The organism is Undibacterium sp. WLHG33, assembly GCF_049544815.1.
Taxonomy (GTDB): domain Bacteria; phylum Pseudomonadota; class Gammaproteobacteria; order Burkholderiales; family Burkholderiaceae_D; genus Undibacterium.
Map to the genome: position 1 here is coordinate 3,590,293 of NZ_CP186697.1, position 24,051 is coordinate 3,614,343.

Annotated in this window: 19 protein-coding genes and 1 pseudogene; 4 read left to right on the forward strand and 16 right to left on the reverse strand. The window is 41.8% G+C overall.

The features are described from left to right. The first annotated feature begins 206 nt into the window (after positions 1 to 206). Both ACOTSW_RS16215 and ACOTSW_RS16220 read left to right on the forward strand, forming a co-directional pair. Positions 207 to 2,411, forward strand: coding sequence for an OsmC domain/YcaO domain-containing protein (locus ACOTSW_RS16215; RefSeq protein WP_423680117.1), 2,205 nt, complete (start codon positions 207 to 209; stop codon positions 2,409 to 2,411). Positions 2,412 to 2,646: 235 nt separating this feature from the next. Beyond that, complete coding sequence (locus ACOTSW_RS16220; RefSeq protein ID WP_423680118.1) at positions 2,647 to 3,594, forward strand: M23 family metallopeptidase; 948 nt, start codon at positions 2,647 to 2,649, stop codon at positions 3,592 to 3,594. Between the two features lie 413 nt (positions 3,595 to 4,007). Here the strand turns inward: ACOTSW_RS16220 and ACOTSW_RS16225 are convergent, their stop codons facing one another. The 8 genes from ACOTSW_RS16225 to ACOTSW_RS16260 all read right to left on the reverse strand — a co-directional run bounded on the left by ACOTSW_RS16225 (position 4,008) and on the right by ACOTSW_RS16260 (position 13,700). Beyond that, positions 4,008 to 4,319 (reverse strand): hypothetical protein, encoded by a 312-nt coding sequence (locus tag ACOTSW_RS16225; protein WP_423680120.1) that lies wholly within the window; start codon positions 4,317 to 4,319, stop codon positions 4,008 to 4,010. 514 nt (positions 4,320 to 4,833) lie between these two features. Continuing rightward, complete coding sequence (locus tag ACOTSW_RS16230; RefSeq protein ID WP_423680122.1) at positions 4,834 to 6,285, reverse strand: mannose-1-phosphate guanylyltransferase/mannose-6-phosphate isomerase; 1,452 nt, start codon at positions 6,283 to 6,285, stop codon at positions 4,834 to 4,836. Between the two features lie 612 nt (positions 6,286 to 6,897). Then, positions 6,898 to 8,184, reverse strand: a complete 1,287-nt coding sequence (locus ACOTSW_RS16235) for a nucleotide sugar dehydrogenase (RefSeq protein ID WP_423680123.1) — start codon at positions 8,182 to 8,184, stop codon at positions 6,898 to 6,900. A gap of 40 nt (positions 8,185 to 8,224) precedes the next feature. Then, complete coding sequence (locus ACOTSW_RS16240; protein WP_423680125.1) at positions 8,225 to 9,448, reverse strand: glycosyltransferase family 4 protein; 1,224 nt, start codon at positions 9,446 to 9,448, stop codon at positions 8,225 to 8,227. Then, on the reverse strand, positions 9,430 to 10,563 hold the full coding sequence (gene wecB, locus ACOTSW_RS16245; RefSeq protein WP_423680126.1) for a non-hydrolyzing UDP-N-acetylglucosamine 2-epimerase: 1,134 nt from the start codon (positions 10,561 to 10,563) through the stop codon (positions 9,430 to 9,432). Before wecB ends, ACOTSW_RS16240 begins: the two co-directional genes overlap by 19 nt. After that, on the reverse strand, positions 10,550 to 11,566 hold the full coding sequence (locus ACOTSW_RS16250; RefSeq protein WP_423680127.1) for a polysaccharide biosynthesis protein: 1,017 nt from the start codon (positions 11,564 to 11,566) through the stop codon (positions 10,550 to 10,552). The genes wecB and ACOTSW_RS16250 overlap by 14 nt, the downstream gene beginning before the upstream one ends. A gap of 13 nt (positions 11,567 to 11,579) precedes the next feature. Next, positions 11,580 to 12,449 carry a dTDP-4-dehydrorhamnose reductase family protein gene (locus ACOTSW_RS16255; protein ID WP_423680128.1) on the reverse strand — a complete coding sequence of 290 codons (870 nt, stop codon included), beginning with the start codon at positions 12,447 to 12,449 and terminating at the stop codon, positions 11,580 to 11,582. Between the two features lie 145 nt (positions 12,450 to 12,594). Then, positions 12,595 to 13,700 (reverse strand): IS3 family transposase gene (locus ACOTSW_RS16260; RefSeq protein WP_423680129.1). Its coding sequence is split into 2 segments (ribosomal slippage): positions 12,595 to 13,442 and positions 13,442 to 13,700, totalling 1,107 coding nucleotides; the frame shifts between segments, so codons are not numbered across the junction. Positions 13,701 to 13,759: 59 nt separating this feature from the next. Between ACOTSW_RS16260 and ACOTSW_RS16265 the strand changes: the two are divergent. Then, positions 13,760 to 14,062: pseudogene (locus ACOTSW_RS16265) on the forward strand (integrase core domain-containing protein); the annotation flags it as partial. Between the two features lie 49 nt (positions 14,063 to 14,111). Here ACOTSW_RS16265 and ACOTSW_RS16270 read toward each other — a convergent pair. The 8 genes from ACOTSW_RS16270 to ACOTSW_RS16305 form a co-directional block, all read right to left on the reverse strand. Beyond that, entirely contained in the window at positions 14,112 to 15,293 is a 1,182-nt protein-coding gene (locus tag ACOTSW_RS16270; RefSeq protein ID WP_423680130.1) for a glycosyltransferase, read from the reverse strand. Next, positions 15,290 to 17,104 (reverse strand): asparagine synthase (glutamine-hydrolyzing), encoded by a 1,815-nt coding sequence (asnB, locus tag ACOTSW_RS16275; RefSeq protein WP_423680131.1) that lies wholly within the window; start codon positions 17,102 to 17,104, stop codon positions 15,290 to 15,292. Before asnB ends, ACOTSW_RS16270 begins: the two co-directional genes overlap by 4 nt. After that, entirely contained in the window at positions 17,071 to 18,312 is a 1,242-nt protein-coding gene (locus ACOTSW_RS16280) for a glycosyltransferase family 4 protein (RefSeq protein ID WP_423680132.1), read from the reverse strand. The genes asnB and ACOTSW_RS16280 overlap by 34 nt, the downstream gene beginning before the upstream one ends. Then, positions 18,309 to 19,325: a CgeB family protein gene (locus tag ACOTSW_RS16285; protein WP_423680133.1), complete on the reverse strand. Its 1,017-nt coding sequence runs from the start codon at positions 19,323 to 19,325 to the stop codon at positions 18,309 to 18,311. The genes ACOTSW_RS16280 and ACOTSW_RS16285 overlap by 4 nt, the downstream gene beginning before the upstream one ends. Further along, positions 19,322 to 20,581 carry a lipopolysaccharide biosynthesis protein gene (locus ACOTSW_RS16290; protein WP_423680135.1) on the reverse strand — a complete coding sequence of 420 codons (1,260 nt, stop codon included), beginning with the start codon at positions 20,579 to 20,581 and terminating at the stop codon, positions 19,322 to 19,324. Before ACOTSW_RS16290 ends, ACOTSW_RS16285 begins: the two co-directional genes overlap by 4 nt. Beyond that, on the reverse strand, positions 20,578 to 22,014 hold the full coding sequence (locus ACOTSW_RS16295; protein ID WP_423680136.1) for a hypothetical protein: 1,437 nt from the start codon (positions 22,012 to 22,014) through the stop codon (positions 20,578 to 20,580). The genes ACOTSW_RS16290 and ACOTSW_RS16295 overlap by 4 nt, the downstream gene beginning before the upstream one ends. Positions 22,015 to 22,378: 364 nt before the next feature. Further along, positions 22,379 to 22,771, reverse strand: coding sequence for a type II toxin-antitoxin system VapC family toxin (locus ACOTSW_RS16300; protein WP_423680137.1), 393 nt, complete (start codon positions 22,769 to 22,771; stop codon positions 22,379 to 22,381). Between the two features lie 5 nt (positions 22,772 to 22,776). After that, entirely contained in the window at positions 22,777 to 23,046 is a 270-nt protein-coding gene (locus ACOTSW_RS16305; protein WP_423680138.1) for an AbrB/MazE/SpoVT family DNA-binding domain-containing protein, read from the reverse strand. A 520-nt stretch (positions 23,047 to 23,566) separates the two neighbouring features. Between ACOTSW_RS16305 and ACOTSW_RS16310 the strand changes: the two genes are divergently transcribed. Further along, a complete protein-coding gene (locus tag ACOTSW_RS16310) occupies positions 23,567 to 24,046 on the forward strand; it encodes a hypothetical protein (protein WP_423680139.1) in 480 nt (159 codons plus the stop codon). Positions 24,047 to 24,051 lie beyond the last annotated feature (5 nt).

The window sequence follows — 24,051 nt, forward strand, 5'->3', positions numbered from 1 at the left end:
TCTGCATTCTTTGAAGCTGGAGCCGGTATACGCTAAGGCCGTAACAACAGGTTTGCTGTCTGTCATTACAAGTCATGACTTTGTCCCGAAGATACCCGGATTGCAAGGGGATGACGAGTACACAGTGCGTACCGCCCTAAAAGAACGGATAATGGCGCCTGATTTACTTTTAATGCGCTTTCAGCCGCTTTTTTGGAACACTCCTCATGGAAATTAAAGTCAACTTTCTCGATAAGCTTCGCCTCGAAGCCAAGTTCGATGATTTCACGGTGATCGCTGATCAGCCTATCCGCTATAAAGGCGATGGCTCAGCGCCCGGGCCTTTCGATTACTTTCTGGCTTCATCGGCATTGTGCGCGGCGTACTTCGTGAAGTTGTACTGCAACACGCGCAATATTCCGACTGAGAATATCCGCCTGTCGCAAAATAATATCGTTGACCCGGAAAACCGCTACGCGCAAATTTTCAAAATTCAGGTTGAATTGCCCGCCGATATTTCTGAAAAGGATCGTCAGGGTATTCTGCGCTCGATTGAACGTTGCACCGTCAAAAAGGTCGTGCAGGAAGGTCCGCAATTTGTGATCGAAGAAGTCGAGAGTCTCGATGCCGACGCACAAGCTTTGCTGACCTTAAATCCAGATGCGGATGCGGCGACCTATATTCTCGGTAAAGACTTGCCCTTAGAGCAAACCATCGCGAATATGTCCGGTTTGTTGGCGGGTCTCGGCATCAAAATCGAAATCGCGTCGTGGCGCAATATCATTCCGAATGTGTGGTCTTTGCATATCCGCGATGCGCATTCACCGATGTGCTTTACCAATGGCAAAGGCGCGACCAAAGAAAGCGCCTTGGCATCGGCATTGGGCGAATACATTGAGCGCTTGAGCAATAATCATTTTTACGCCGGTTCGTTCTGGGGTGAAGATATTGCGAATGCAGATTTCGTGCATTACCCGAATGAAAAGTGGTTCAAGCCGGGCAAAAAAGATGCGCTGCCAAAAGAGATACTGGATGCCTACACTCTGGCGATTTACAACCCCGATAAAGAACTGCGTGGCTCGCATCTGATCGATACCAATTCCGGTAACAGCGAACGCGGTATTTGCTCATTACCATTCGTGCGTCAATCCGATGGCGCGACCGTTTATTTCCCATCAAACCTGATCGAAAACCTGTTCGCCAGCAACGGCATGAGTGCGGGAAATACTCTGGCCGAAGCAAAGGTGCAATGTTTGTCAGAGATTTTTGAACGCGCTGTCAAACGCGAAATTATCGAAGGCGAAATCGCCTTGCCTGATGTGCCGCAAGATGTATTGGCAAAGTATCCCGGCATCCTGGCTGGCATACATGGTTTGGAAGAACAAGGCTTTCCAGTGCTGGTCAAAGACGCTTCGCTTGGCGGGCAATATCCGGTAATGTGCGTGACCCTGATGAACCCGCGCACCGGTGGCGTATTTGCTTCGTTTGGCGCGCATCCGAGCTTTGAAGTTGCGCTGGAACGCAGCCTGACCGAGTTGCTGCAAGGTCGCAGTTTTGAAGGCCTGAATGATTTACCGCAACCGACTTTCGTCAGTCAGGCGGTGACGGAGCCGAATAACTTTGTTGAACACTTCATCGACTCCAGTGGCGTCGTGTCATGGCGCTTTTTCAGTGCCAAAGCCGACTACGAATTTGTGGAATGGGATTTCTCAGGTCACGGCGAAAACTCGAATGCCGACGAAGCCGCGACCTTGTTCGGTATCCTTGCAGATATGGGCAAAGAATCCTACGTGGCGGTGTACGACCAGTTAGGCGCCACCGCTTGCCGCATCCTGGTGCCGGGTTATTCAGAAGTCTACCCCGTCGAAGATCTGATCTGGGATAACACCAACAAAGCTCTATTGTTCCGCAAAGATATTCTGAATTTACATCAGCTTGATGACGATGCACTTGAAGACTTGCTTGATCGTTTAGAGAATAATGAGCTCGACGATTACAGCGATATCGCCACCCTGATTGGCATCGAATTTGATGAGAATACGGTGTGGGGACAACTCACCGTGCTGGAATTAAAGCTGCTGATTCATCTCGCCTTAGAGCAACTCGACGATGCGCAGGATTTGACGCAAGCCTTCCTGCAATACAACGACAACAGCGTCGAACGCGGTCTGTTTTATCAGGCGCTGAACGTGGCGCTCGAAGTCACGCTGGATGACGACTTAGAGCTGGCTGATTACGAAGCCAATTTCCGCCGCATGTTTGGCAATGAACGTATGGATGCAGCAATCGGATCGGTCAATGGCAGCGTGCGCTTTTACGGCTTAACGCCGACGAGCATGAAGCTGGAAGGGCTTGAGCGTCACCAGCGTTTGATTGACAGCTATAAAAAATTGCACGTGGCGCGGAGCAGATTTGCTGAGAAATCCAGCTAATTTTTTTGCTACGAAAGACACGTGGCTACGTATTTTGCTTTCGACAACATGAAAATGTTAAAAGTCGGAAGGAAATTTTTAAAAAATAATCGAGTCTTTGTCCGTATAAAAACTGCTCCTTAAGCTACATTGCTGGCATTGGAGCAGTGAAATATTATTGGCGGTGTTAAACGACTGATATTTGTAGAGAGAATTATCTGGCCTGCAGTACGATAATTTTGAACTGAAATTCGCAATGAGAGACGCTCGAAATTTATATCCTCAATTGTGCGTGTTGTTAATCGTGTGGCTGTGGTCTTCTTGCGGCTTTTCACAAACCACGCTGGTGTCAGTAGAGAGTGTCAAAAAAGCGAATTCGACACTGGTGATTGCGAATAACCGAAGTCGTATTCCTCTGACCTTAAGCCTGAATTTAGTTCGTTCCAGCAACATCGCTTCCAGCGCGAGCTGGCCGATAGTGCGCTATATTGCACCCGGACAAACGCTGGAGTTAGTCGAAATTTCCGCTTTCAATAAGCAGCAGAGATACGAGTTTTTTTATAAATTTAATTATGTGATTGGCTCGCCAGTTGCACAGCATGATCCGACTGCGAAATACAGATTGCCTTTTATTTCAGAGCAGCCAGTTTTCGTTAGTCAGGCACCAGATGGACCGATTTTTTCTCACAATGCAGTTTCAAATAAAAATGCCATTGATCTCGTTATGCCTATTAGTACGCCGATTGTTGCGGCCAGATCTGGTTATGTCATCGAAAATGTAAACCAATTTGCAGATAATGGACTGGCGAAGCCTGAGTTTGTGGATAAAGCAAACTTCGTGAGGGTTCTTCATGACGACGGTACTTGGGCCGAATATATCCACCTGAAACAATATTCGTCTCACGTCTCCCCTGGGCAAAGAATCGAAGCTGGTATGGTCATTGGGCTGTCGGGGAATAGCGGATTTTCTACGGAACCACATTTGCATTTCCACTTACAAAAAAATGCAAATGGCATCATCGTTTCGCTGCCAATAGAATTCTGGCATTCAATCAAGGGCAAGATAACACCCCGCTATCACACTTGGCTTGTCCCCGAAAAAAATACTTCAACGACAACGATTCCCACAAAAAAATTAAAGGAATGTGTGAGAAAAGATTCGATCATTGACGACACGGTGTTGAAATGTATGAAGCAAACTTAATCTTGAGAAATAAGGCGGCAGGCAATGATACGGCTGTCAAAATTGGTCTGCGCCGAAAGCTATTCACGGTGAAGAAATACGTGCCGCCAGCGATATTTGAACGTCGGTATTCAGGCGTGAGAGCGACGGGAGAAATAAAATCACCGCGTGCTATTAACGCGATGACTCGTCAATATCCGTAAAAGAATATCCCAATAAAGATGCGGCTTGCAGGCCGAAAACACGCCACAAGCCGCACAAATATTAGGTGGTTTGTGCCATGCGCACCAATGATGGAAAAACGAACGGCTTAAAAAATGGAGATATCCGGTGAAACGGTGCGCATGGCGCACCCTACGGAGGTATGCACGCAACGTTTCTGAAGATCTTTTTTGTTACTCGCAGATGACTGGGAAACAGTTTTATTTATTGCGTCAGTAACCTAAAGCACGAAGTTCGTTTTCGATCTCAAGTAGCGCATCACCGATTAACTTTCTTTGAGTACGTAAAGAGGATGGACTCAAGATTTGTGGTGTTGTATTGTTCAAGTGAGTGTGTGCATGTGTGTTGCGATGTGACTTCAAATTGGATAAACAATTTTTGAATGCATCAAACTTTGATGCTGGAGTATGTAATAATTTTTGCTCAATTTTTTCACATTCTTTCGTTCCGATAAGAGACACCAACAATGGCCTGAAGCCTTCTATATAGTGAAAGGAATAAGTACGTTTGATTTGATTATCCAAGAATGAAGTATCAGTGATTGACGCCCTTTGGGCGGACGTGTAAGAAATTCTGTGTGTGCGGGGCCGGGTTTTAGTTAATCGCGTTGGTGAAGCGTTCGCCAAACATGATGGCAAACTGATTGGCCGCCAGCTTCCAAGTGCGCTTGATCTGTGTCTCTGTAAATCTGCTCTTACGCATTTCTGTTCTCCCTTGGCATATAAGTTTGCCTCAAGAACTCTAGTTATGCATGGCTTGATTTTACGGGAGGGTTACATCTGACGCCGAATCAATTTGCAGACAGTTTTTTAACCGCGGACTCTAAATTGGTTTCGTACTAATTTGGGGAGCAGGTCACAGTAATCGGGGCATGGCAAACTCGTGTTGGATCGGTGTGAAAACCTTAACAATACGAGTTTGCCTTTCTTTTTCAAAGGCTTACGTTCAAACGTCAACAGACCCTAATCAAGCGTACTATGAAAAATTTATTTGAGACCGCAAAACGGTGAGTTATTTGATCTACTACTCGCCCCAGAGTTATGCATTATTGTCGCGTCCATAGCTGTCCTGAAAACGGACGATATCGTCTTCTCCCAGATAGCTGCCCGACTGGACTTCGATAATCTCAAGCGGGATCACGCCAGGATTGGATAAACGGTGTACTTCGCCAAGCGGGATATAGGTCGACTGATTTTCAGTCAGCAGCATGGTTTTATCGCCGCAGACCACCTCGGCTGTGCCCTGCACCACGATCCAGTGTTCCGCCCGGTGATGATGTTTTTGCAGGCTCAGGCTGGCGCCCGGCTTGACCTGGATCCGCTTGACCTTGAAACGCGCTGATTCGTCGGTACTGTCGTACCAGCCCCAGGGACGATGCACTTTGCGGTGCAATACATGTTCTTCGCGTCCCGATTGTTGCAGGCTGGCCACGATTTTCTTGACCTGCTGACTATGCTGGCGATCGGTCACCAGCACCGCATCGGGCGTTTCGACGATCACCAGATCGGTCACGCCAACCGCACTTACCAGCCGCGAACTGGAAAATACCAGCGTATTTTCGCAATCGGCCTGAATCACGTCGCCATGCAATACATTGCCGCTCCCGTCACGCTCGCCGGTCTGCCACACCGCATCCCAGGCGCCCAGATCACTCCAGCCTGCGTCCAGCGCCACCATGCGCAATGCAAACGGAGAACCCGGACATTTTTCCATCACGGCATAGTCGATCGATTCCGACGGCACTGCCAGAAACGCCTGCCGGTCGGGGCGGATGAACTGGTCATCATGCTTACGCGACTGCCAGGCCAGTTCGGTGGCTGCGGCAATGTCGGGCCGGAACGCCGCCATGGCCTTTTGCCAGCTACTGGCGCGCAGCACGAACATGCCGCTGTTCCAGAGATAATTGCCATCCTGCAGATAAGCCCTTGCCGTGGCCAGGTCCGGCTTTTCTACAAAGCCGGCTACCTCGCTCCAACCCGCCTGGTTGGCGGCGCTATGCCGGCGGATGTAACCGTAGCCGGTTTCCGGCCGGTCCGGGGTAATTCCCAGTATCGCAATCGCGCCGTCGGCAGCGGCCGCCACCGCAGTTTGCAGCGCCTTGCGGAATGCCGCCGGATCGGTAATGGTCTGGTCGGCCGGACTGACGACCAGTACCGGATCGCTGCCGTCCTGCAAGGCAGCCAGTGCAGCCAGACTCAGTGCCGGAGCGGTATTGCGGCCGGCCGGCTCCAGCAGCAGGCGGGCATCCGGCAGTTTCAATTCGCGTAGCTGATCAAGCGTCAGGAAACGATGTTCTTCATTGGTTACCACCAGCGTCTGACCGACTTCGATCTGCCCGCCGGCCAGTTCGTTAATGCGGCTTACCGCCTGCTGAAACAGGCTGTCCTGTCCGGCCAGGGCCAGAAACTGTTTCGGGAATCCTGCGCGTGACAACGGCCACAAACGGGTGCCGGAACCGCCGCATAAAATAACCGGATTAATTTTTAACATAGCTTGCCCAAGATAGGATCGGTTAAGAAATAGTCAGAAATATTTGTTTATATGCGCTAATAGCCAATCAATAATCCAGAACCGGCTTTTATTTATGTTCTTTGAAACATGGACGCTGGTTCATTAATAAAAAACACTTTATCCAATATAATTGAAATACTTTTGCATGGATTTGACTAAGAAGAAACATTCAGGAGTAATTACTAAACAAAATTTAAATTGACTTTTATTAACTTCGGCCGGGCATAGATTATTTTTACGTAATAAAAAAGCATTTCTCAAAAGAAAATTTTTGCAATTATTATAAAAAATGTTGGTTTTTAAAAATCAAATTTAATTAATTTTTTTGCTATGATTTTTCGCTTGGTACCAATACTCGTGGTTATATATTTAAATACTTCACTTTGATTGATCAATACACAAAATAATGCCCAACAATCGGCATAGCTGATAGCAACAACACTATACGAATGAAATAAATGGCAAGGCGCGCTGTGGCTTTCAACATTGGCGCACAGGAAAGATGATGCAAAAAGCAAACTCGTCCGAAATTAAATTGAGCCAATTTTCTTTCAAATTTCGGCTCAATATGCTTTCATTAGAAATACGATATTAGAGTCTCCATACCTTATAACCAGCTCCAATAACATAATCTCTGTCAAACCGAGATTTAACATCTACCAACAAACCAGATGGTTTTAGTTTAGAAAGTAAATTTGTAATTGGTAATGATAGGATCTCATTGTGGGAAACTGCCACAACTAATGCATCAGCTTCAGGTAAAGAATCCCACGAAATTAATGGTATGCCATATTCGTGAAGCGACTCCTCCGAGCTAGCGACCGGATCATGGACGGTAACTTCACATCCATACTCTTTTAATTCATTGATCAAATCAACTACTTTAGAGTTTCTCAAGTCTGAGCAATTCTCTTTAAATGTTAATCCTAAAACATTAATTTTTGCGTTTTTTACCGCTGTACCCGCTTTAATTAATTGCTTGATAGTCTGCTGGGCAATATAAGCCCCCATTTCATCATTTATTCGTCTACCAGCGAGAATCACATCTGGGTGATACCCCAATCGCTCGGCTTTGTGGGTTAAATAATAAGGATCAACCCCGATACAGTGGCCTCCAACCAAACCCGGTCTGAACGGCAAAAAATTCCACTTAGTACCGGCGGCTTGTAAAACCTCAATAGTATCAATGCCAATTTTATTAAAAATAATTGCAAGTTCATTCATTAGGGCGATATTTAGGTCACGTTGTGTGTTCTCAATGACCTTTGCAGCCTCGGCGACTTTAATTGAGCTTGCGCGATGTACTCCTGCTACGATTATCGACTCGTAGAGAGTCGCTACATCTTCTAAAGTTGTCACACTGTCTCCCGAAACAACTTTAGTAACTTTTGTGATTGTCCTCTCTCTGTCACCCGGATTAACTCGTTCAGGCGAGTAGCCCACATTAAAGTCAACCTTCCATTTCAATCCTGATATTTTTTCCAAAACCGGGATACAAATTTCCTCCGTGGCGCCGGGATAAACTGTTGATTCATAAATTACAGTTGCGCCTTTTTTCATAAATTTCCCTATGGTCTCTGAGGCAGAGACCAGAGGTGAAAAATCAGGCTGATGAGCATCATCCACAGGCGTTGGCACCGCTACGATTAAGTAGTCAGCTTCCGAAAGATCTGAAGCACTGTTGGTAACTTTTAACAAAGTAGACGCCTGAAGATTTTCTGTCGATACCTCATTAGAGGGATCTATATAGTTCCTGTAACTCAACACTTTAGACTCAGATCGATCAAAACCTATCGTATGGAAAATTTTTCCAAACTCTACTGCCAGAGGCAATCCGACGTATCCAAGGCCCACGACCGCTATTATTTTATTGTTCACAAAAACGCCCTTTTAAATTTTATGAATTTAACAATTTAATTTAATGTAACAAATTTTCAAGAATCTGCTTTGCACAACTGGATGAAGAAAACAGACTTTGAAATAAGCGCTTACATTTAATTTCTCGATCTAAAGTATTTTCTTCTACTAATGAAATTGCTAGTTGCATCAACTCTTCTACCTGGTGCGAAATACAAACTTTACCCACGTCATGCTCGACAATTAATTTTTCTATGTCATTTCCAGAATTTACACACGCAAGTACCGGTAATCCGGATTGAAGATAGGTTAAAAACTTTCCTGGAATATTATGAGTTTGATGACGTTTATCTAAAGCTATCATGCCTACATGACATTGCTTGTATAAATCAGGAATTTCATAAGGATCGATTTCATCAAAAAATAAAGTGTTATCTAGCCCATTACTGATCGATACCTGTTTCAGTCTCAACGCCTCGCTACCTCTTCCTACAAATACAAAACCAATATCCTTACGATAAGCAAGGCGCGTTGCTAACGCTAGTAAGATATCCATGCCTTGAGCTAACCCCATATTTCCGGCATACACAAATATCTTTCTACCGCTTAAATTGGTGTCGGCGATCTTGATAGTTGAGGCGATATTAGGTCCATTGGCTAACCAATTTTGTAGCACCTCGATTTTGGCTAAAGTCTGAATTTTTTTCTTAAAATAATTCAAATTTCCAGGCGATTGAACCCCAATAACATCCGCCACTCGATATTGAAACAGCTCTATTTTTTTGAAAAAATGGTAAGGAAGAGAACGCCGCATCAAACCCATGTCAACGGCCCATTCTGGGAAAATATCTCTGAGTATCAAATAACTTTTGCAAGCAGCGTGTTTCTTAAGGCTTTTAACCAATGGTCCCCAAAATATGCTGGGTGAATACCAAACAATTCCAGACCACTTTGTATCTTTGAATGGGCTTTTTTTTAAATTATGCAACATGCAAAATGGCATCAACAACTCATTGATTGTTCTCATTACATAATTAATATCTTTCGTCTTAAAGGCTTTCAGCCTTAACACCGTTACTTCATTGAATTCCTCTACGATCCAAGGTACGTTCTGCTCGGGAGATGGGACCAATACAATTGGTCGTACATCAAATGTGCATAATTCAAGCGCCAAATCCCTAATCTGAATTGCAGCCGATGTTCGCATAGGAGGGAAAGCATCAGTAATAACAGCAATTTCCCTTTTGGAATTCTGACCAAGATCGTTTAGGAATCTTTTCGCCATGTTTTTCTGTTCACAAAATCGGTATAACTCTGGATTATTCTTAAAATTTTATCGGAAACATTGATTGGAGAATAATCTTCAACGATTTGGAGAGTGCGTATTTCAGCGCGTCCTTGTGTTTCCAAAATTTCCAAAGATTGCATAATTCGGTCAACCTCGAGGCCTACCATCATTACAGCACCTTCTTCAACTCCTTCAGGCCGCTCATGCACTTCGCGCAAATTTAATGCCGGGAAATTTAAGATTGATGATTCCTCAGTAATTGTTCCGCTGTCTGATAGAACCGCTCTAGCATTCATTTGTAGATGAATATAATCAAAAAACCCAAAAGGTTTATGAAATTGCACCAATGGATTAGCAACGATACCCTGTTCTTCGATTCGCTTTCTTGTCCTAGGATGCGTTGACACAATAATAGGAAGTTTATATTTTTCAACAATTTTATCTAAGGCTAAAAATAACTTAGCAAGATTTCGAGGGTTATCTACATTTTCCTCTCGATGAGAACTCACGACAAAAAATTCACCGTGATTGAGATTTAACTTTTGGAGTATGTCAGACGCTGTAATTTGGTCTTTGAAGTATTCCAGCACCTCTCTCATGGGGCTACCTGTCTTGATTACTTGATCAGGTGGAAGGCCTTCTCTCAGAAGATAACTCCTAGCAATTTCACTATAAGTTAAATTAATGTCAGATGTGTGATCTACAATTTTTCTATTAATTTCTTCAGGGACTCTAAAGTCAAAACACCTGTTACCTGCTTCCATATGAAATATTGGAATTTTTCGACGCTTAGCTGAAACCGCCGAAATACAACTGTTTGTATCTCCTAATATCAGTAATGCATCTGGCTTAAAACGGTCCAAAACTTGGTCTGAGCTAATAATGACTTTACCAATTGTCTCAGCAGCTGTACTACCAGCAGCATTTAAAAAAGCATCAGGTTTTCGAATTTTTAGATCATTGAAAAAAACTTCATTTAATTCAAAATCGTAATTTTGGCCTGTATGAACCAAATAATGTTCACAAAATAAATCAAGTTTTGGAATCACTCGGGAAAGTCGAATAATTTCTGGACGAGTCCCAACAATTGTCATCACCTTAAGCTTTTTCACAAACAGCCTCACGAATCAAATCCAATTTCATCAAAACTTCTTTTACCTGATTAACTGACAATCTAATGGTGTTATGTGACGTGTAATCATCGAGGCTCGAGACATCAGGACTTCCCTTTACGAAATATTTATCGTAGTTTAAATCCCTTGAATCTGCCGGAATCCGATAATATTCTCCTAAGTCATCCGCTCTAGCCATTTCCTCTCTGGAAACCAAAGATTCATAAAGCTTTTCTCCGTGCCTTGTTCCGATTACTTTAACTTCGCCAGCTGGATTAATTAGTTCGCACATTGCTGCTGCGAGGTCTGCAACTGTTGACGCGGGTGCTTTTTGAACAAAAATATCACCTGGACGAGCGTGTTCAAATGCATACATGACAAGATCAACCGACTCCTCCAGAGACATTAAAAAACGCGTCATGCTAGGGTCGGTAATTGTAAGAGGTTTATTTTCCTTTAATTGCTGTAAAAACAACGGAATAACCGATCCGCGTGAGGCCATTACATTGCCATATCTGGTAGCTGATAAAACGGTTTTATCAGGATTGCAAAGTCTTGATTTTGCAACCATCAATTTTTCCATCATCGCTTTAGAAATTCCCATTGCGTTAATCGGATAAACCGCCTTGTCAGTACTAAGTACAACACATTTTTTTACTTCATTTGCGATTGCAGCCCTCATAACGTTTTCAGCACCAAGTACGTTGGTCTGAACTGCTTCCATAGGATAGAACTCGCACGAAGGCACTTGCTTCAGTGCCGCTGCATGGAATACGTAATCAACACCCCTTAACGCATCATGGACGCTGTCATAATTACGAACATCGCCAATGTAAAACTTTACTTTCTCATTTTTCAGTGCGATACGCATATCCTCTTGTTTTTTTTCATCCCGACTGAAAATTCTTATCTCTGCCAAATCGGAATTAATGAAACGATTTAAAACAGCGTTGCCAAAGGACCCTGTGCCACCTGTAATAAGCAAGACTTTATCTTTAAACATATTCTTTCCTAGCTTAGCTAAATTGTTTCATTTCTTTTATTAAAGTGGTCCAATCCCTAGGGATATATCCAGTTACATTGCGAAAATTATCAGAATTTAAGGAACGATCAATTTTTAAAGTCTCATCAGGAATAATAGAAATATCTTTTCCATACTCCTTAGCAACCAAATTTAATAAATCGAATTTGCATATGGGTTCTGCTGAGAGATGGTACATCCCTGATAAATTCTTATTAGGCAACACGAATTGCCTAATAATTCGAGCGATTTCGACTGTGGGTAATCCCGAAAAAATTGCGTTCCTGTACCCCTTAACTTCGTTTGATTGATTTAGAAACCAGCCTACTAAACTACTATGGCTATCAAGTTCAGTCCCAATTATTGAAGTACGTAAAGTTATACAGTGCCTAGCCGACACCTCGCCTAAAAACTTACTTCGGCCATAAAGATCGTTTGCGTCCGGCAGATCTAATTCTGAATACATCCCTTTATTTCCGGAAAATACACAGTCGGTGCCAAAGTGAATGAGCCTAGCATTTCCTAAATCGCAAATTTGAGCAAGACGGTGGGGAAACTCTGCGTTAATTGGGATCGCCTTGAGAGGATTCTTAGAATCTCCCAACTGCTTAACTAAACCAATACAGTTAATAACAACATTCGGTCTTATTTTGATAAATGCGTTATTGAGATCCACCGGATTCAACACATCTATGTTGGAAAAAATATTTTTTTGTATTTCAGGAGAAAAGAAAGCTAGGCATTTTGGAGAGCGAATTGTTCCAAATACTTCAAATTCTTCGAATTGAGAAAAGTATCTAATAATGGCATTGCCAAGCATACCGGATGCGCCAAGCACTAAAATTCGCGTAGTTAAATTAGTCATTTTATGTATTAATCGAACTGAAGATGAAGCAGTCCAAATTAGACTTGTAAGAAGATGTAAGCAAGTATAACTTGTTAGCCTTAGTATAAGCTATCAAATAATTAACTATTTACTTATATTTTCACATGCTGACCTGCTCCCCAATTTAGTCCGGAACTGACATAGAGTCTGCGGTAAAAAAACTATCTGCAAATTGATTTGGTGTCAGATAACCAAGTGAGCTGTGCGGACGCTCTTCGTTATATTCCTGACGCCAAGCTGCAATGACTTCTCTTGCGTGACGCATTGATAAGAACCAATGCTCATTCAAACATTCATCCCGAAACTTGCCGTTAAAACTTTCAATGTAGGCGTTTTGCTGAGGCTTGCCCGGTTCGATGAAGCGTAATTGAAGCTGCTTTCGGTACGCCCATTCATCAAGTACTTTGCTAATAAATTCAGGCCCGTTATCTACAGTCACCGATCTTGGCAATCCTCGACTTTCTGCAAGCCGTTCTAAAACAGTAACAACACGACGTCCAGGTAGCGATGTATCTACTTCTATTGCCAAACATTGTTTTGTGAAGTCATCAACGATATTCAAACAGCGTAGCCTTCGCCCGTCAATAAATCCGTCCGAGACAAAGTCCATTGACCAACTTTGATTCGGTGCTAGAGCTATTACTTTCGGCTGTCGTTCAATGCCTGCAATTCGTTTACGTTTTCGCCTACGTACCATCAGGCCAGCATCATGATAGACCCGATAGGTACGTTTGTGATTAATCAACCAGCCTTCGCGACACAACAACACATGCAGGCGTCGATAGCCATAGCGGCGCTTTTGGCCGGCGAGCTCAGTCAATCGTTTGGACAACTCCTCGTCTCTCGGGCGAGTCGATTCATATCGATACAACGACCTGGAAATACCGATCAGCCCACAAGCACGCGTGATGCCTAATCCGTGAGTTGCCATGACATAGGAAACAGTGTCGCGTCTGGCTTGTGGGCTTACCACTTTCGGCCAACAACATCCTTGAGTGCAGCGTTATCGAGCATCGTTTCCGCCAATAACCGCTTTAGCCGGGCATTCTCAGCCTCCAGTGTCTTGAGCCGCTGCGCTTCTGAAACCGTCATCCCGCCGAATTTCGCCTTCCAGTTGTAATAAGTCGCATCGCTGATTCCGTGTTTACGGCAAATCTCTGCCACTTTCACACCGGTTTCAGCTTCTTTTAAGACACTAATGATTTGCTCTTCCGTGAATCGATTCTTCATGTTTGCCTCCATCAGGGCAAACTCTACATTATTACCGTACTAAACTCGGGGAGCAGGTCAATAATGGTCCGGAATACATCAGTGCTTTACTGGCTGAGTGGGCAGCGAGGCACGGGATTGAACTGAAGTTCATCCAGCCTGGCAATCCACAGCAGAATGCTTACGTCGAGCGGTATAACCGAACGGTTCGCGGAGAATGGTTGGATCAGTATTTATTCAGTAGTATTGAAGAAGTCCGGGAGCATGCGACAGAATGGCTATGGTTTTACAATAACGAACGTCCGAACAAAGCCATTGGTGGCATACCACCGAAATACAAAAAGGCATTAACAACCCCGTCTTCTACTTCTATCGTCCATTAAAAAGGGGATGATTACCTTTCTTCAAAATCTTCAGTATATAAATACTGCTTTATTGCAGAAAAATTTCCCTATTTTTGGCAACAGCATCATTTATTTCACCAACTGATAATCCATATTTCTGCGCTCTAATTTTCATTTGATTTAAAGAATTATTAGACATTCGCGAGAGATCTTCGATTGACTCAGCAAATTTGTATTCATCAGACAAAGAAAAAGACCATCCGACACCTTCTTTCATCAAATTCAGCCAAGGAGTTCTATCACTTATTAACACTGGTACTCCAGCTCGAAGGGCCTCATGAATTACATGACCATAATTTTCACCTAGTGTTGGTAAAAAGAACAAATCATAGTTTTTAAGAGTATCTAAAACTTCCGAATTTTGAATACTTCCCAAATATCGGACTTTCACATTTTCACGCAATTCCTGGATTAAACTTTGACACTTTGACCAATATTCCTCGTCCTCTATCGGTCCATAAATATCAAAATCAATATTGGCATTGACATGCTTCAAAATACTTAAGGCGCCGGCTAAATTTTTCATCCGACTAATTCTTGATAAAAAAACCATTTTTACATTACCAAGGACATCTTCAGTATTGATCGCCAAAGAAGATATATTGGGGGCCGTCTCATCTGGTATGTTAGGAGCGACGAAAATTTTATTCGGGAAATTTTTTCCCAACACGGAGGGAAATTGGTTAGAAATGAGGGTAGCTTCTATTTCACTTGAAGCTTGCCAAGAAACATTTTTATAAATTCCCAAAAACTTCACCAAGTTAAGATAAAACATTTTCTTAGTTTTTTTAATTGATAAAGCCCCGGGAGAAAACTCTCCTCTAGGTGCAACGATGACGCGTCTAGCTGGAATTAGTCTTAACCAACGTAATAATAGTGGGAAAAATGTAAACTTAAAATCGAAGAAGCTATTCAAATAGAGTTGTTCGTATGGTTCGCTTCTTAATATTCGATAAATATAAAGAAAAGATGACAACTCGGGAGCCAAATAAAAAATTCGGACATTTTTAACTTGAGTCCAAGTACTGTTTTTTACTTCCAAATAACGGCTTGTATCTCCTAAATCCCTATCCAAACACAAAAGTTTCAAATTAAATTCACCGCCAAGCTTCGCTACAAAATTCGCTATTGTTCTAATCGGCCCACCCGCTTTGTACCCAGGTAAATAGTATTTTGCCAAAATCAAAATAGTTTTTTTCTCTTTACTCACAATTGTCTATCCATAACCAAGTGTGCGACTGCCCGACTATTAAATTTCATTCCCCTTACATCACTTTCAAGAAGCCATGTCGCTACAGGAATTCCAAATCCTGACTTTTTTCGGCGCAATATTTCTTCTGGTAATTTTTTCGAAAGACAATTTGCAAGCAACATTTTTTTAGGGAAGTGTTTGAATTCCCCCAGAAAAGGACTAAGTTCTTCTGTTAAAAATGAATCCACCAAGGGAGTTCTTAACTCGACACTATGGTCCATAGATGCCCAGTCACTATCTCTTAACAATTGGTTCCGAAGGTATGCCATTGATTCTATTTGACTCAACGCTAAATAATTATCTTCAGGCAGGCTACCAGCGATATTTTTTATCCAGTAGTTAGGATCCTTTGTCGACTGTTCAAAAGCTATTTTATGGTCACTAACTTGTGAAATTGCTTCATCAAAATTGTAAAGACTACGACGTAACCACCAAGCACCAGAAATACTCTTTAACCATATTGGCAAATCAAGCCACCGCATATTTTTTGTTTGACTCGCAATATATTTACAAAGCAATTTAGTTAGAAATATCATTCCAGGTAATTTAGAAAATATTTTCCAAAAAGCAATAAGATGAGGCAATTGCTGAAAATGTTTATATCCTTGAAATAATTCATCCCCACCAACTCCAGAAACAACCACCTTGAGTCCTAACTCCGCAACGGCTTTACTGGCGTACCAAGTATTTATTCCATCTATAGTAGGCTGATCCATCGCTCTTAAGATTTGAGGCAAATCTCGTTGAAACTCAGCTTTAGTAACAATCCGGACATGATGTTGAATTCCATAGTGATCGGCAATTAACTTAGCACCAGGAACCTCATCTTCATGTAGTCCAGAGAATTCTTCATATGAAATTGTAATGCCATGTAAGTCTTTGATCCCAGATTCGACCATTAGCCCAGCGAGGACACCAGAATCAATGCCGCCAGACAAAAAAACCCCAACTGGTACATCTGCGACAATATGAGCTTTGACTGAACTAATTACTGCCTCACGAACGCGTTCTTGTATCTCATCCCGACTCAATCCTTTCAGTTGCTTTGCATGCCAATAATGTGAAATATCATTCCAACATTGTTCCCTCTCTATGCATCCGTCCCTAATTTCTGCGAAATGTCCAGGTTTCAAGGGCGTAATGTCCAAATACAGAGTATTCGGTTCTGCTACGCTCCCTAATAACCAAAAAGATTTTTCGCCGATCGGGTCTCTTGTTTCGTTAATTAGTCCGGTCGCCAACAATGCCTTAACTTGGGAGGCTAAAATAACTGCCCCATCAATCTCGGCATAATAAATTGGCTTAATTCCGTAGGGATCCCTAGCAACAAATGCTTTTCTCTCTAAGCGATCCCAAATTATGAATGCAAACATACCTCGTAGTTTATGAAGCATTCCGTCAGACTCGAAAATATATAACTGCAGCAAAACCTCGGTGTCAGAGTTGGTCAAAAAGGAAACCCCGCGAGTAATTAATTCTGCTCTGAATTCCTTAAAATTATAGATTTCACCGTTAAATACAATTACATATCGTTGACACTTTGAAATAAAAGGTTGATTGGATATAGGTTCCAAATCTATGATTGCAAGACGTCTATGGCCTAATGTTGCCCGTTCATCAGAGTACCATCCTTCATGGTCAGGCCCCCGATGTTCCATCAGTTGCAAACCGATTTTCAAATCATTTTCATCAATTTTTCTATTGTTTGAAACGAACGAAGCTATTAATCCACACACTATTTCACCATTTTTCTCATTAACTTGTTCCAAGTATCATAAAATTCCTTGGCAGCAACCCCCTGCTCGTACTTGGTCAATACTGTCTTTAATGCATTAAATCCCATTGCGCGATTTAGTTCTAAGTTTTGAGATAATAATAAAATTTTGTTACACAATGATTTCTCATCATTTAATGCTGTTAAGAAACCATCAAATCCGTCGGAAATAATGCCATCAGGACCACCAGACTTAGTAGAAATTGGAGGAATCCCACAGGCCATCGCCTCTAATATCACGACACCTAAGCCTTCCTCATCAGATGGAAGTACAAACATTAACGCTCGTTGGTATAACCTGACCAAATCTGCTTCAGAAGGCTTTAAAACAAACTTAACACGTTCATCAAGACCCAATTCTTGAACTCGTTTCCAAAATTTCTCAGGAGGTGATGAAGATCCCGCTAGAACTAAACTAATATTTTTAATAGTGTCTTTCGGCAATAACGCATACGCCTCAAGCAGCAAACCAACATTTTTTCTAGGATCACTTAACCTTGCAACGCAAAGAATATATGGATCTACCTCCAAATTCCTGCCATTTGGATCAGGGTAAAAGGTATTGCAATCAACACCAGGTGGTGCATATTTTATGTCTGCTGCCGGATTATTGTTGATGCCTCTCGAATATTCCAGCATCCATGGATTTTCAACTTGAATAGCATCGACCAATTTCAGCGCTCTGTCATCGAGACGGTCACTAACACTAGTCATAATCTTTCGCCAATGTCCGACTAACCCCTTGGCATTAGAATCGCGCATACGGCGCTCCACCCTTATACGAGTCGCGCACTGGAGTGAGACTGGTTTGCCTTGACCAATTACTGTATTTGCCCATGCCGGCGAACCACACACAATTTGCAAAATATCACATTCTTTAATTTCATTTTTTAAAATTAATCTCGGCTGATAGCGCTGAAATTCGAACTCACCGGCATTTGCGCCAACATGAATAAATGGCAGTCCCTCCCATTCCCCCTTTTCTACAATTGCGCCTCTCCTCCAAGAATTTATTTGAGTCAGTCCAAGATTGGTCGAATCAGTTGCAGAAGTTGCCAAAGAAATGATTTTTAGCCTATACGAGCCCTCTTTTATAATCGAATCTTTTAGAAAGCGTGCAACCGAAGGCACACCTCCACCTTGCATTAGCGAAGGAACGATAAGACCAATTTGGGGCTTGGATATTGCAATAGTAACACTCATATTAATATTTTATTAAGTATGTTTTTAATAACATTGTCGGTATCATAGCCACTCTTAATACATCTATTTAACCCGGCCAGAGCTATTTTCTTTCTTGCATCAATATTTTTTAAATAATAATCCGCTTTATTACGAAGTTCTTCTGGACTGTCAAAAAACTCTGCCTCCAATCCCTCATCAAAAAACTTCAAATGCTCAACAGTTCTCTCTGCCAACAGAAAAGTCCCGGCTGCTGGAATTTCGAAACTCCTAGTTGTATGTTGTTCTGGTATGATTTTAGACAGAAATCCTAACCCGATATCAAAACTTTTCAGTGCAACTGGATATTGCTCCCCCCATACACCACTACCCTGCACAAAAGAAGTCAGTTTTGAATTTCTTAGAGTAAATTTTCCTTCACGACTCCAACCATTGCCCCAAATCTTCAATCCAGGAAAATCAGTAAGCACTTGAGCTGTGTTTGCATAATGCTTTTCATAATGGCCAATAAATCCAATCTGTGCGTGGTATTTGGAATCACTCGCAAGATTCGAATACCTTCTTGGACAATAACTTTGTTGACTTAAAATTACTTCCTTGGCATGAAGGCGATGATATAAATCTACCTCAAATGATTTGGTAGTTACAAGGCAATCAAAAATTGGAATGGACTGGATAAAATGCTTAGAACGATGAAAGAGGAGCTGAGGGTCTGGGGTAAAATGTAGGACAAATCCACAATGCTGTCTTAGCTTTTCTATAGTTTCTGGAAAAATCCAAACCCCTTTATCAATCCAAGCGCAATTATATTTGCCAGATATCGCTGCATTTAAAATGGCTTGATTTAAAGTCGTTAATAAATAAGATGGTTGAAAACGCCACATCAACGAGCGCAACAACCTATTTTTGGGTTGATACATTAAAACATTGAGTCCGTCTGCCTCAAAACCATTATTCTTAATGGCGTTTAATCTATCAAGCGAAGTAGTACCAACCCCTAATTGACCAACATAAAAAATCTTTTTCCTACTCATATACTAGGTCCTAATGCTCGCTTTGCTAGAGCGATTGATACGATTAATCTCATTGTGAATGCCAAAAGTAATCCCATTGCCGCACCATTCAAACCAAATACTAAGCCACAAAAATATACAGTGACACCCATAAACAATAAACCACTAAATTCTACCGTTGAGACCAATCCAGTTTTCTCAAGTGCATATAGAATACGCTGAGGAATGAAGCATATAGCACTAATCAAATATGCAAAAAAACTAATCATAATTATGATTTTTGCACCCGCCCGGAATTCTGATGCCAGTAAATATTTTTCGATAATTGGCATAAAGAAAAATATCGCAACACTAATCATTAATCCAAATCGCAATATATCTATCAACCATTTCTTGGATCGAGATCTCAATTTCTCAAATGATTTACTAGCTAGTGCTTCATAAATTTGAGGACGATGGTAGGTTTCAAATACATTTCCAAGCATCAAGGGAATTCGTCCTCCAATTGCACTAGCAGCAATATATATGCCGGATGCTTCTGCCCCTAACGCCGCTGCGATAACGTACCTATCACCTGCACTGACGATCCAACCTAAAAGACTATTCGTAATTAATGGATAGCCGTACTTTATTAGTTTCAAAATCTGCTCTATTTTTATGTGCAAAATATCGGTTTTTTTCGCAATCAGTAAAAGCATTAATCCGACAGATAAAACAGATGACGTCGCGTATGAAGCCAAAATTAATTCCGTAGAGATTAACCCCAGATGGGAGAATCCCCAGGCTAAAACTGGTCTTAGCAGAGCATCGAATATAAGCCCGACAGCATAATAAAAAAACCTTCTCTCAGACTGAAGCCATGCGGAACAAATTGGTCTTAAAGACTCGAAGAGCAAAGCAACACAATAAGATGAAAAATAAATAACACCGTTAACTTTACCCGCCAAATAGCAAAATGTCACTATTATTTCCGCTATAATTACTTGAATCAAAACCAACTGTAGCGATGCGCTTAAAAGCTCGGTCCGCTTCTCAAAACTACTTTCATCAAAGTAATACTTCCCCAAAGCTTGAGATGTTGGTCCAGCAAACAGACCCGCAAGCAACAAAATTATTCCGTAGCGTAAAACACCATTACCAAATCCTTCAGCACCTGAAAATTCGCCAGTTACCCTGAAACCAATAATTGTTACGAAAGCACTAAAAAGCGCCCCAAACATCACCCAAAACATTGAGTCCGAACTGAAATTAAGATTTACTTTGATTTTTTCTATCATTTAGACGTCAATCTGTAAATCCACAACAAAATTAAAGCAAAGACCAAAGGTCCTGCCACATCGGTCAGCCACCACCCATCAATTCTCAACCCAACAAAAATCCCCATAAAAACCAGAGGGTACATAGCAAATGCATTATTTTTGAGAATCGGTTTGGTAATTTCTGCATAGATTTTTAAGGCAAGACCATAAGAAACCGAAGCTAGAATGAAGCCGACCCAACCCAAGTTATAAAATCCATCAACAAATATTCCTATTCCTGTTGAACTTAGTCGATGTCCCGTTACTTTTTCTGTTAGGTCAACTCCAGCCACTGTCATTTCGGGTTTTTCTGGATAGATAAATCGTGGTACAAAGATGAAGGGAATCAAATAAATATCTCGGCCACCATTCCCAGACTTGTATAGATCCAGGGCCGCCTGCTGCGGTGGCAGATAGTTCAAACGGGACCACCAAGACCCAGCTATTTGACCTTCATTTCTGTAGTCAGAATTCGTGTCAAAAAATTGTTGGGTAATTTCCAATCTTTCTGCAAGATCTGCAGCCACCGCAACTCCTCGTCCTCTGGCAACTAATTCATTTCTACCAAACGTCACGATCGGACCAATTAACACAAACAAAGCTAACAAAAAGGCAATTGATATAACTAATTTTTTAACGTCCTTTGAATTGATATATTGACCTAATAATGCTGCCATAATCGCTAGTATTGCTTCTGTTTTATTAAACATTAATAATCCAGAGAAAACTTCCAGCGCCGTTAATATATTGGAAGCAAATCTAATACCTTTATTACTAGTTTTAAATGCATTTCCAAGAATAATTGCAATAATAAGCAGCCGTCCTAATTGTCGCATCGCGGAGTCGGGAATACTTTTTGTTAGCCCTAATTCGAATGGTAGGACAAATAAATATTTAGCAATAAATCCGATAAATACTAATCCCCAAAAAACGTTAATGGCTGAAAATTTGCTCCAAGACCTACTGGCACCATGCGAAATTGCTGCGATTGAAGGAAATGTAACGAGTACATATGCAAGCCCTGCCAATGACACTCCCAAGGCATTAAACCCAACCAGCCAAACAGATTCACTAGAATTAATTTGGTACCATGCTTTTGAGAATTCAGCTCCTTCGCTTGGTCCCCAAACATATAACAATGGGCCAAAAATAAAATAAACCAGATATGAAACAATTAAATAGATAGCTACTTCACTTACTAAACTTGATGGTTCTCGCTTAACAGTTGCAAATAAAACATATCCCAAAACGCCAAAGCTGATTAAGCAAAATGGTAAAATCGCCCACCAATTTTCAGGTTCAATACTTGAAGCAAAGAGCATTGTGACAATTCCAAATATCCCGTAGATGAGGAATACTTTAGATCCAACTTTCTCAAACGTGTTGAAACTCGCATCTTTATTAATAGACATATAGTTATATATTAAGAATACCTAAATCCGTTGCTATTGAATTATAAAAATAATCAATTTTCTGTTAATAAAAACATTTTCCAAAAATGTCATTAATTGAGCCTGTAAGAATTTCTGTGTAAATGCCACGGAACAAGTCAGTGATCGTATTTTTGAATGCGATCACCAAACTCAATCATAAAACGATTTAAGGCCATACGCCAATTGTGGAGCAGTAATCGGGGCATGGCAAACTCGTGTTGGATCGGTGTGAAAACCTTAACAATACGAGTTTGCCTTTCTTTTTCAAAGGCTTACGTTCAAACGTCAACAGACCCTAGCCAGAAACCCTTTAATCATAAGGCTTCCCATCAGTTGGGGAAATTCAAGGTGCGCTAACGTCAGGATATGCACTCACATTTTTTGCAACCTTCACAAAGGCTTTGTCAAATGTCTTAAAACCAGTTTCTTTTGCACTCATAGCCAAATGTAATGCATCACCAAAATCCATCCCGCCTTCATACCAATGCAGTGCATAAGCAAGGGCATCCAGATTTTGTGGTTTAAAATTTTCCATGCCGCAAAGCAGTCTGATCGACTTAGCGATTTCCGGGCGCTCACAATCACAAGATTCCAGCACCCAAACCAACTCCAGAAAGACGGTTATCGGTGCGGTACATGGCTCAGCGCCGTTTAACAGCTTTTCTGCAATGTCTGCTTGTGCTGGAGAGTCATTCATCAAATAACGGACAAGGATGTTGGTATCAATTGCAATCATGCCGCTCATTCCTTGCTAGCATCGTCTTGTGCCTTCAGCCTAGCCTTGATTCTGGCTTTGATGTCTGCATCATCAGGTAAAGCGCGACCTCGCTTCGCTAAAAAACCCCGCACTTCCCTACCTGACGTTTTAGGAAATAATGTCTTCGGTGTCAGGGTCAAGCCAGTTGCAGTCATACTGACGACAAACTCTGTACCCGGAGGCAAATGCATATCATCCCTCATTGCTTTTGGGATAACAATTTGACCTTTGCTAGATAATTTGACGGTTTCCATATTGAGCCCTATATGCGGTAAGTCTCGCCATCTTACCTTACCGCAGTATCCAATGGATACCAAAAAAAGCCGTTTTAAATACGGGAAATCGTTCTACAAAACAAAAATACTCCTTACTGGTAAAGGTCTGTAAAGCTTTTGTGCAGCATAGTTTGTAGAATTACTTTTCGTTAAGCCATTGATTCAGATGTAATTAATTCAAATGTATTTACCTAAGTTGACTCTAAAAATTCCGCACAGATGAATGTGGCGGGAAATCCGATATGTGATGACTCACAAAAAAATGAAACGTTTCCCCAAATAAAGCAATCAATTCATTTCATGCATGATAGTAGGGATGTTTTTTTAATTCTTAAATTAATTATTAAAAAGAATGTCAAAATAAACAACATTCATCAAAAAAACCACAATTTAACTGCTTAAATTTTGAGCTTTTTCTTTTTTAAAAACCATTTTTAATCTATACTTGCGTTAAGTTTGTTTTATGTAACTAGTTCCCTATGAAGGGTAAGGAGAAGAAATGAATAAGTTCGTAGCTAAAGCGATACTTGCCCTGGCAGCTGGGGTAGTTATTCCTGGTGGTGCTGTCATGGCGCAAAACACACAGGCGGTTCAACCATCCGCATCGGTTATTGCTGCTATGCAAGCCCTGCAAAATGTGAAAGCTGACGGCGTTGCTGATGCAGTTAAAGCACTGGAGTCCAAGTTTGATGCAGCGACACTGGCTACTGCTGCCGGCGCGCTGGGTTTCGACCAGACTACCGTAATTAACGCGTTGACTACAGATTCTTCCACCAAGGCAACATTGGCGGCAGCGTTCAACACTGGCGCAACTAACGCAGCTAACTTTGCGATTGCTTCTGCAGCAGGTCCTGCAGCAAACAATAACAACAATAACCAGATCGCAGCTAACCAAAACAGCGGCTTCTCTGGTTCTAACAATTCGTCCTTCAGCGGCGGCGGTAGCGGTGGTTCTACTACTAAAGCGAGTGGTAGCTAATCTCC

Coding starts and splice junctions, on each gene's coding strand:
- ACOTSW_RS16215 (WP_423680117.1), top strand. CDS start 207: ATGGAAATTAAAGTCAACTTTCTCGATAAGCTTCGCCTCGAAGCCAAG.
- ACOTSW_RS16220 (WP_423680118.1), top strand. CDS start 2,647: ATGAGAGACGCTCGAAATTTATATCCTCAATTGTGCGTGTTGTTAATC.
- ACOTSW_RS16230 (WP_423680122.1), bottom strand. CDS start 6,285: ATGTTAAAAATTAATCCGGTTATTTTATGCGGCGGTTCCGGCACCCGT.
- ACOTSW_RS16240 (WP_423680125.1), bottom strand. CDS start 9,448: ATGGCGAAAAGATTCCTAAACGATCTTGGTCAGAATTCCAAAAGGGAA.
- ACOTSW_RS16250 (WP_423680127.1), bottom strand. CDS start 11,566: ATGTTTAAAGATAAAGTCTTGCTTATTACAGGTGGCACAGGGTCCTTT.
- ACOTSW_RS16255 (WP_423680128.1), bottom strand. CDS start 12,449: ATGACTAATTTAACTACGCGAATTTTAGTGCTTGGCGCATCCGGTATG.
- ACOTSW_RS16280 (WP_423680132.1), bottom strand. CDS start 18,312: ATGAGTGTTACTATTGCAATATCCAAGCCCCAAATTGGTCTTATCGTT.
- ACOTSW_RS16285 (WP_423680133.1), bottom strand. CDS start 19,325: ATGAGTAGGAAAAAGATTTTTTATGTTGGTCAATTAGGGGTTGGTACT.
- ACOTSW_RS16290 (WP_423680135.1), bottom strand. CDS start 20,581: ATGATAGAAAAAATCAAAGTAAATCTTAATTTCAGTTCGGACTCAATG.
- ACOTSW_RS16295 (WP_423680136.1), bottom strand. CDS start 22,014: ATGTCTATTAATAAAGATGCGAGTTTCAACACGTTTGAGAAAGTTGGA.
- ACOTSW_RS16300 (WP_423680137.1), bottom strand. CDS start 22,771: ATGATTGCAATTGATACCAACATCCTTGTCCGTTATTTGATGAATGAC.
- ACOTSW_RS16305 (WP_423680138.1), bottom strand. CDS start 23,046: ATGGAAACCGTCAAATTATCTAGCAAAGGTCAAATTGTTATCCCAAAA.
- ACOTSW_RS16310 (WP_423680139.1), top strand. CDS start 23,567: ATGAATAAGTTCGTAGCTAAAGCGATACTTGCCCTGGCAGCTGGGGTA.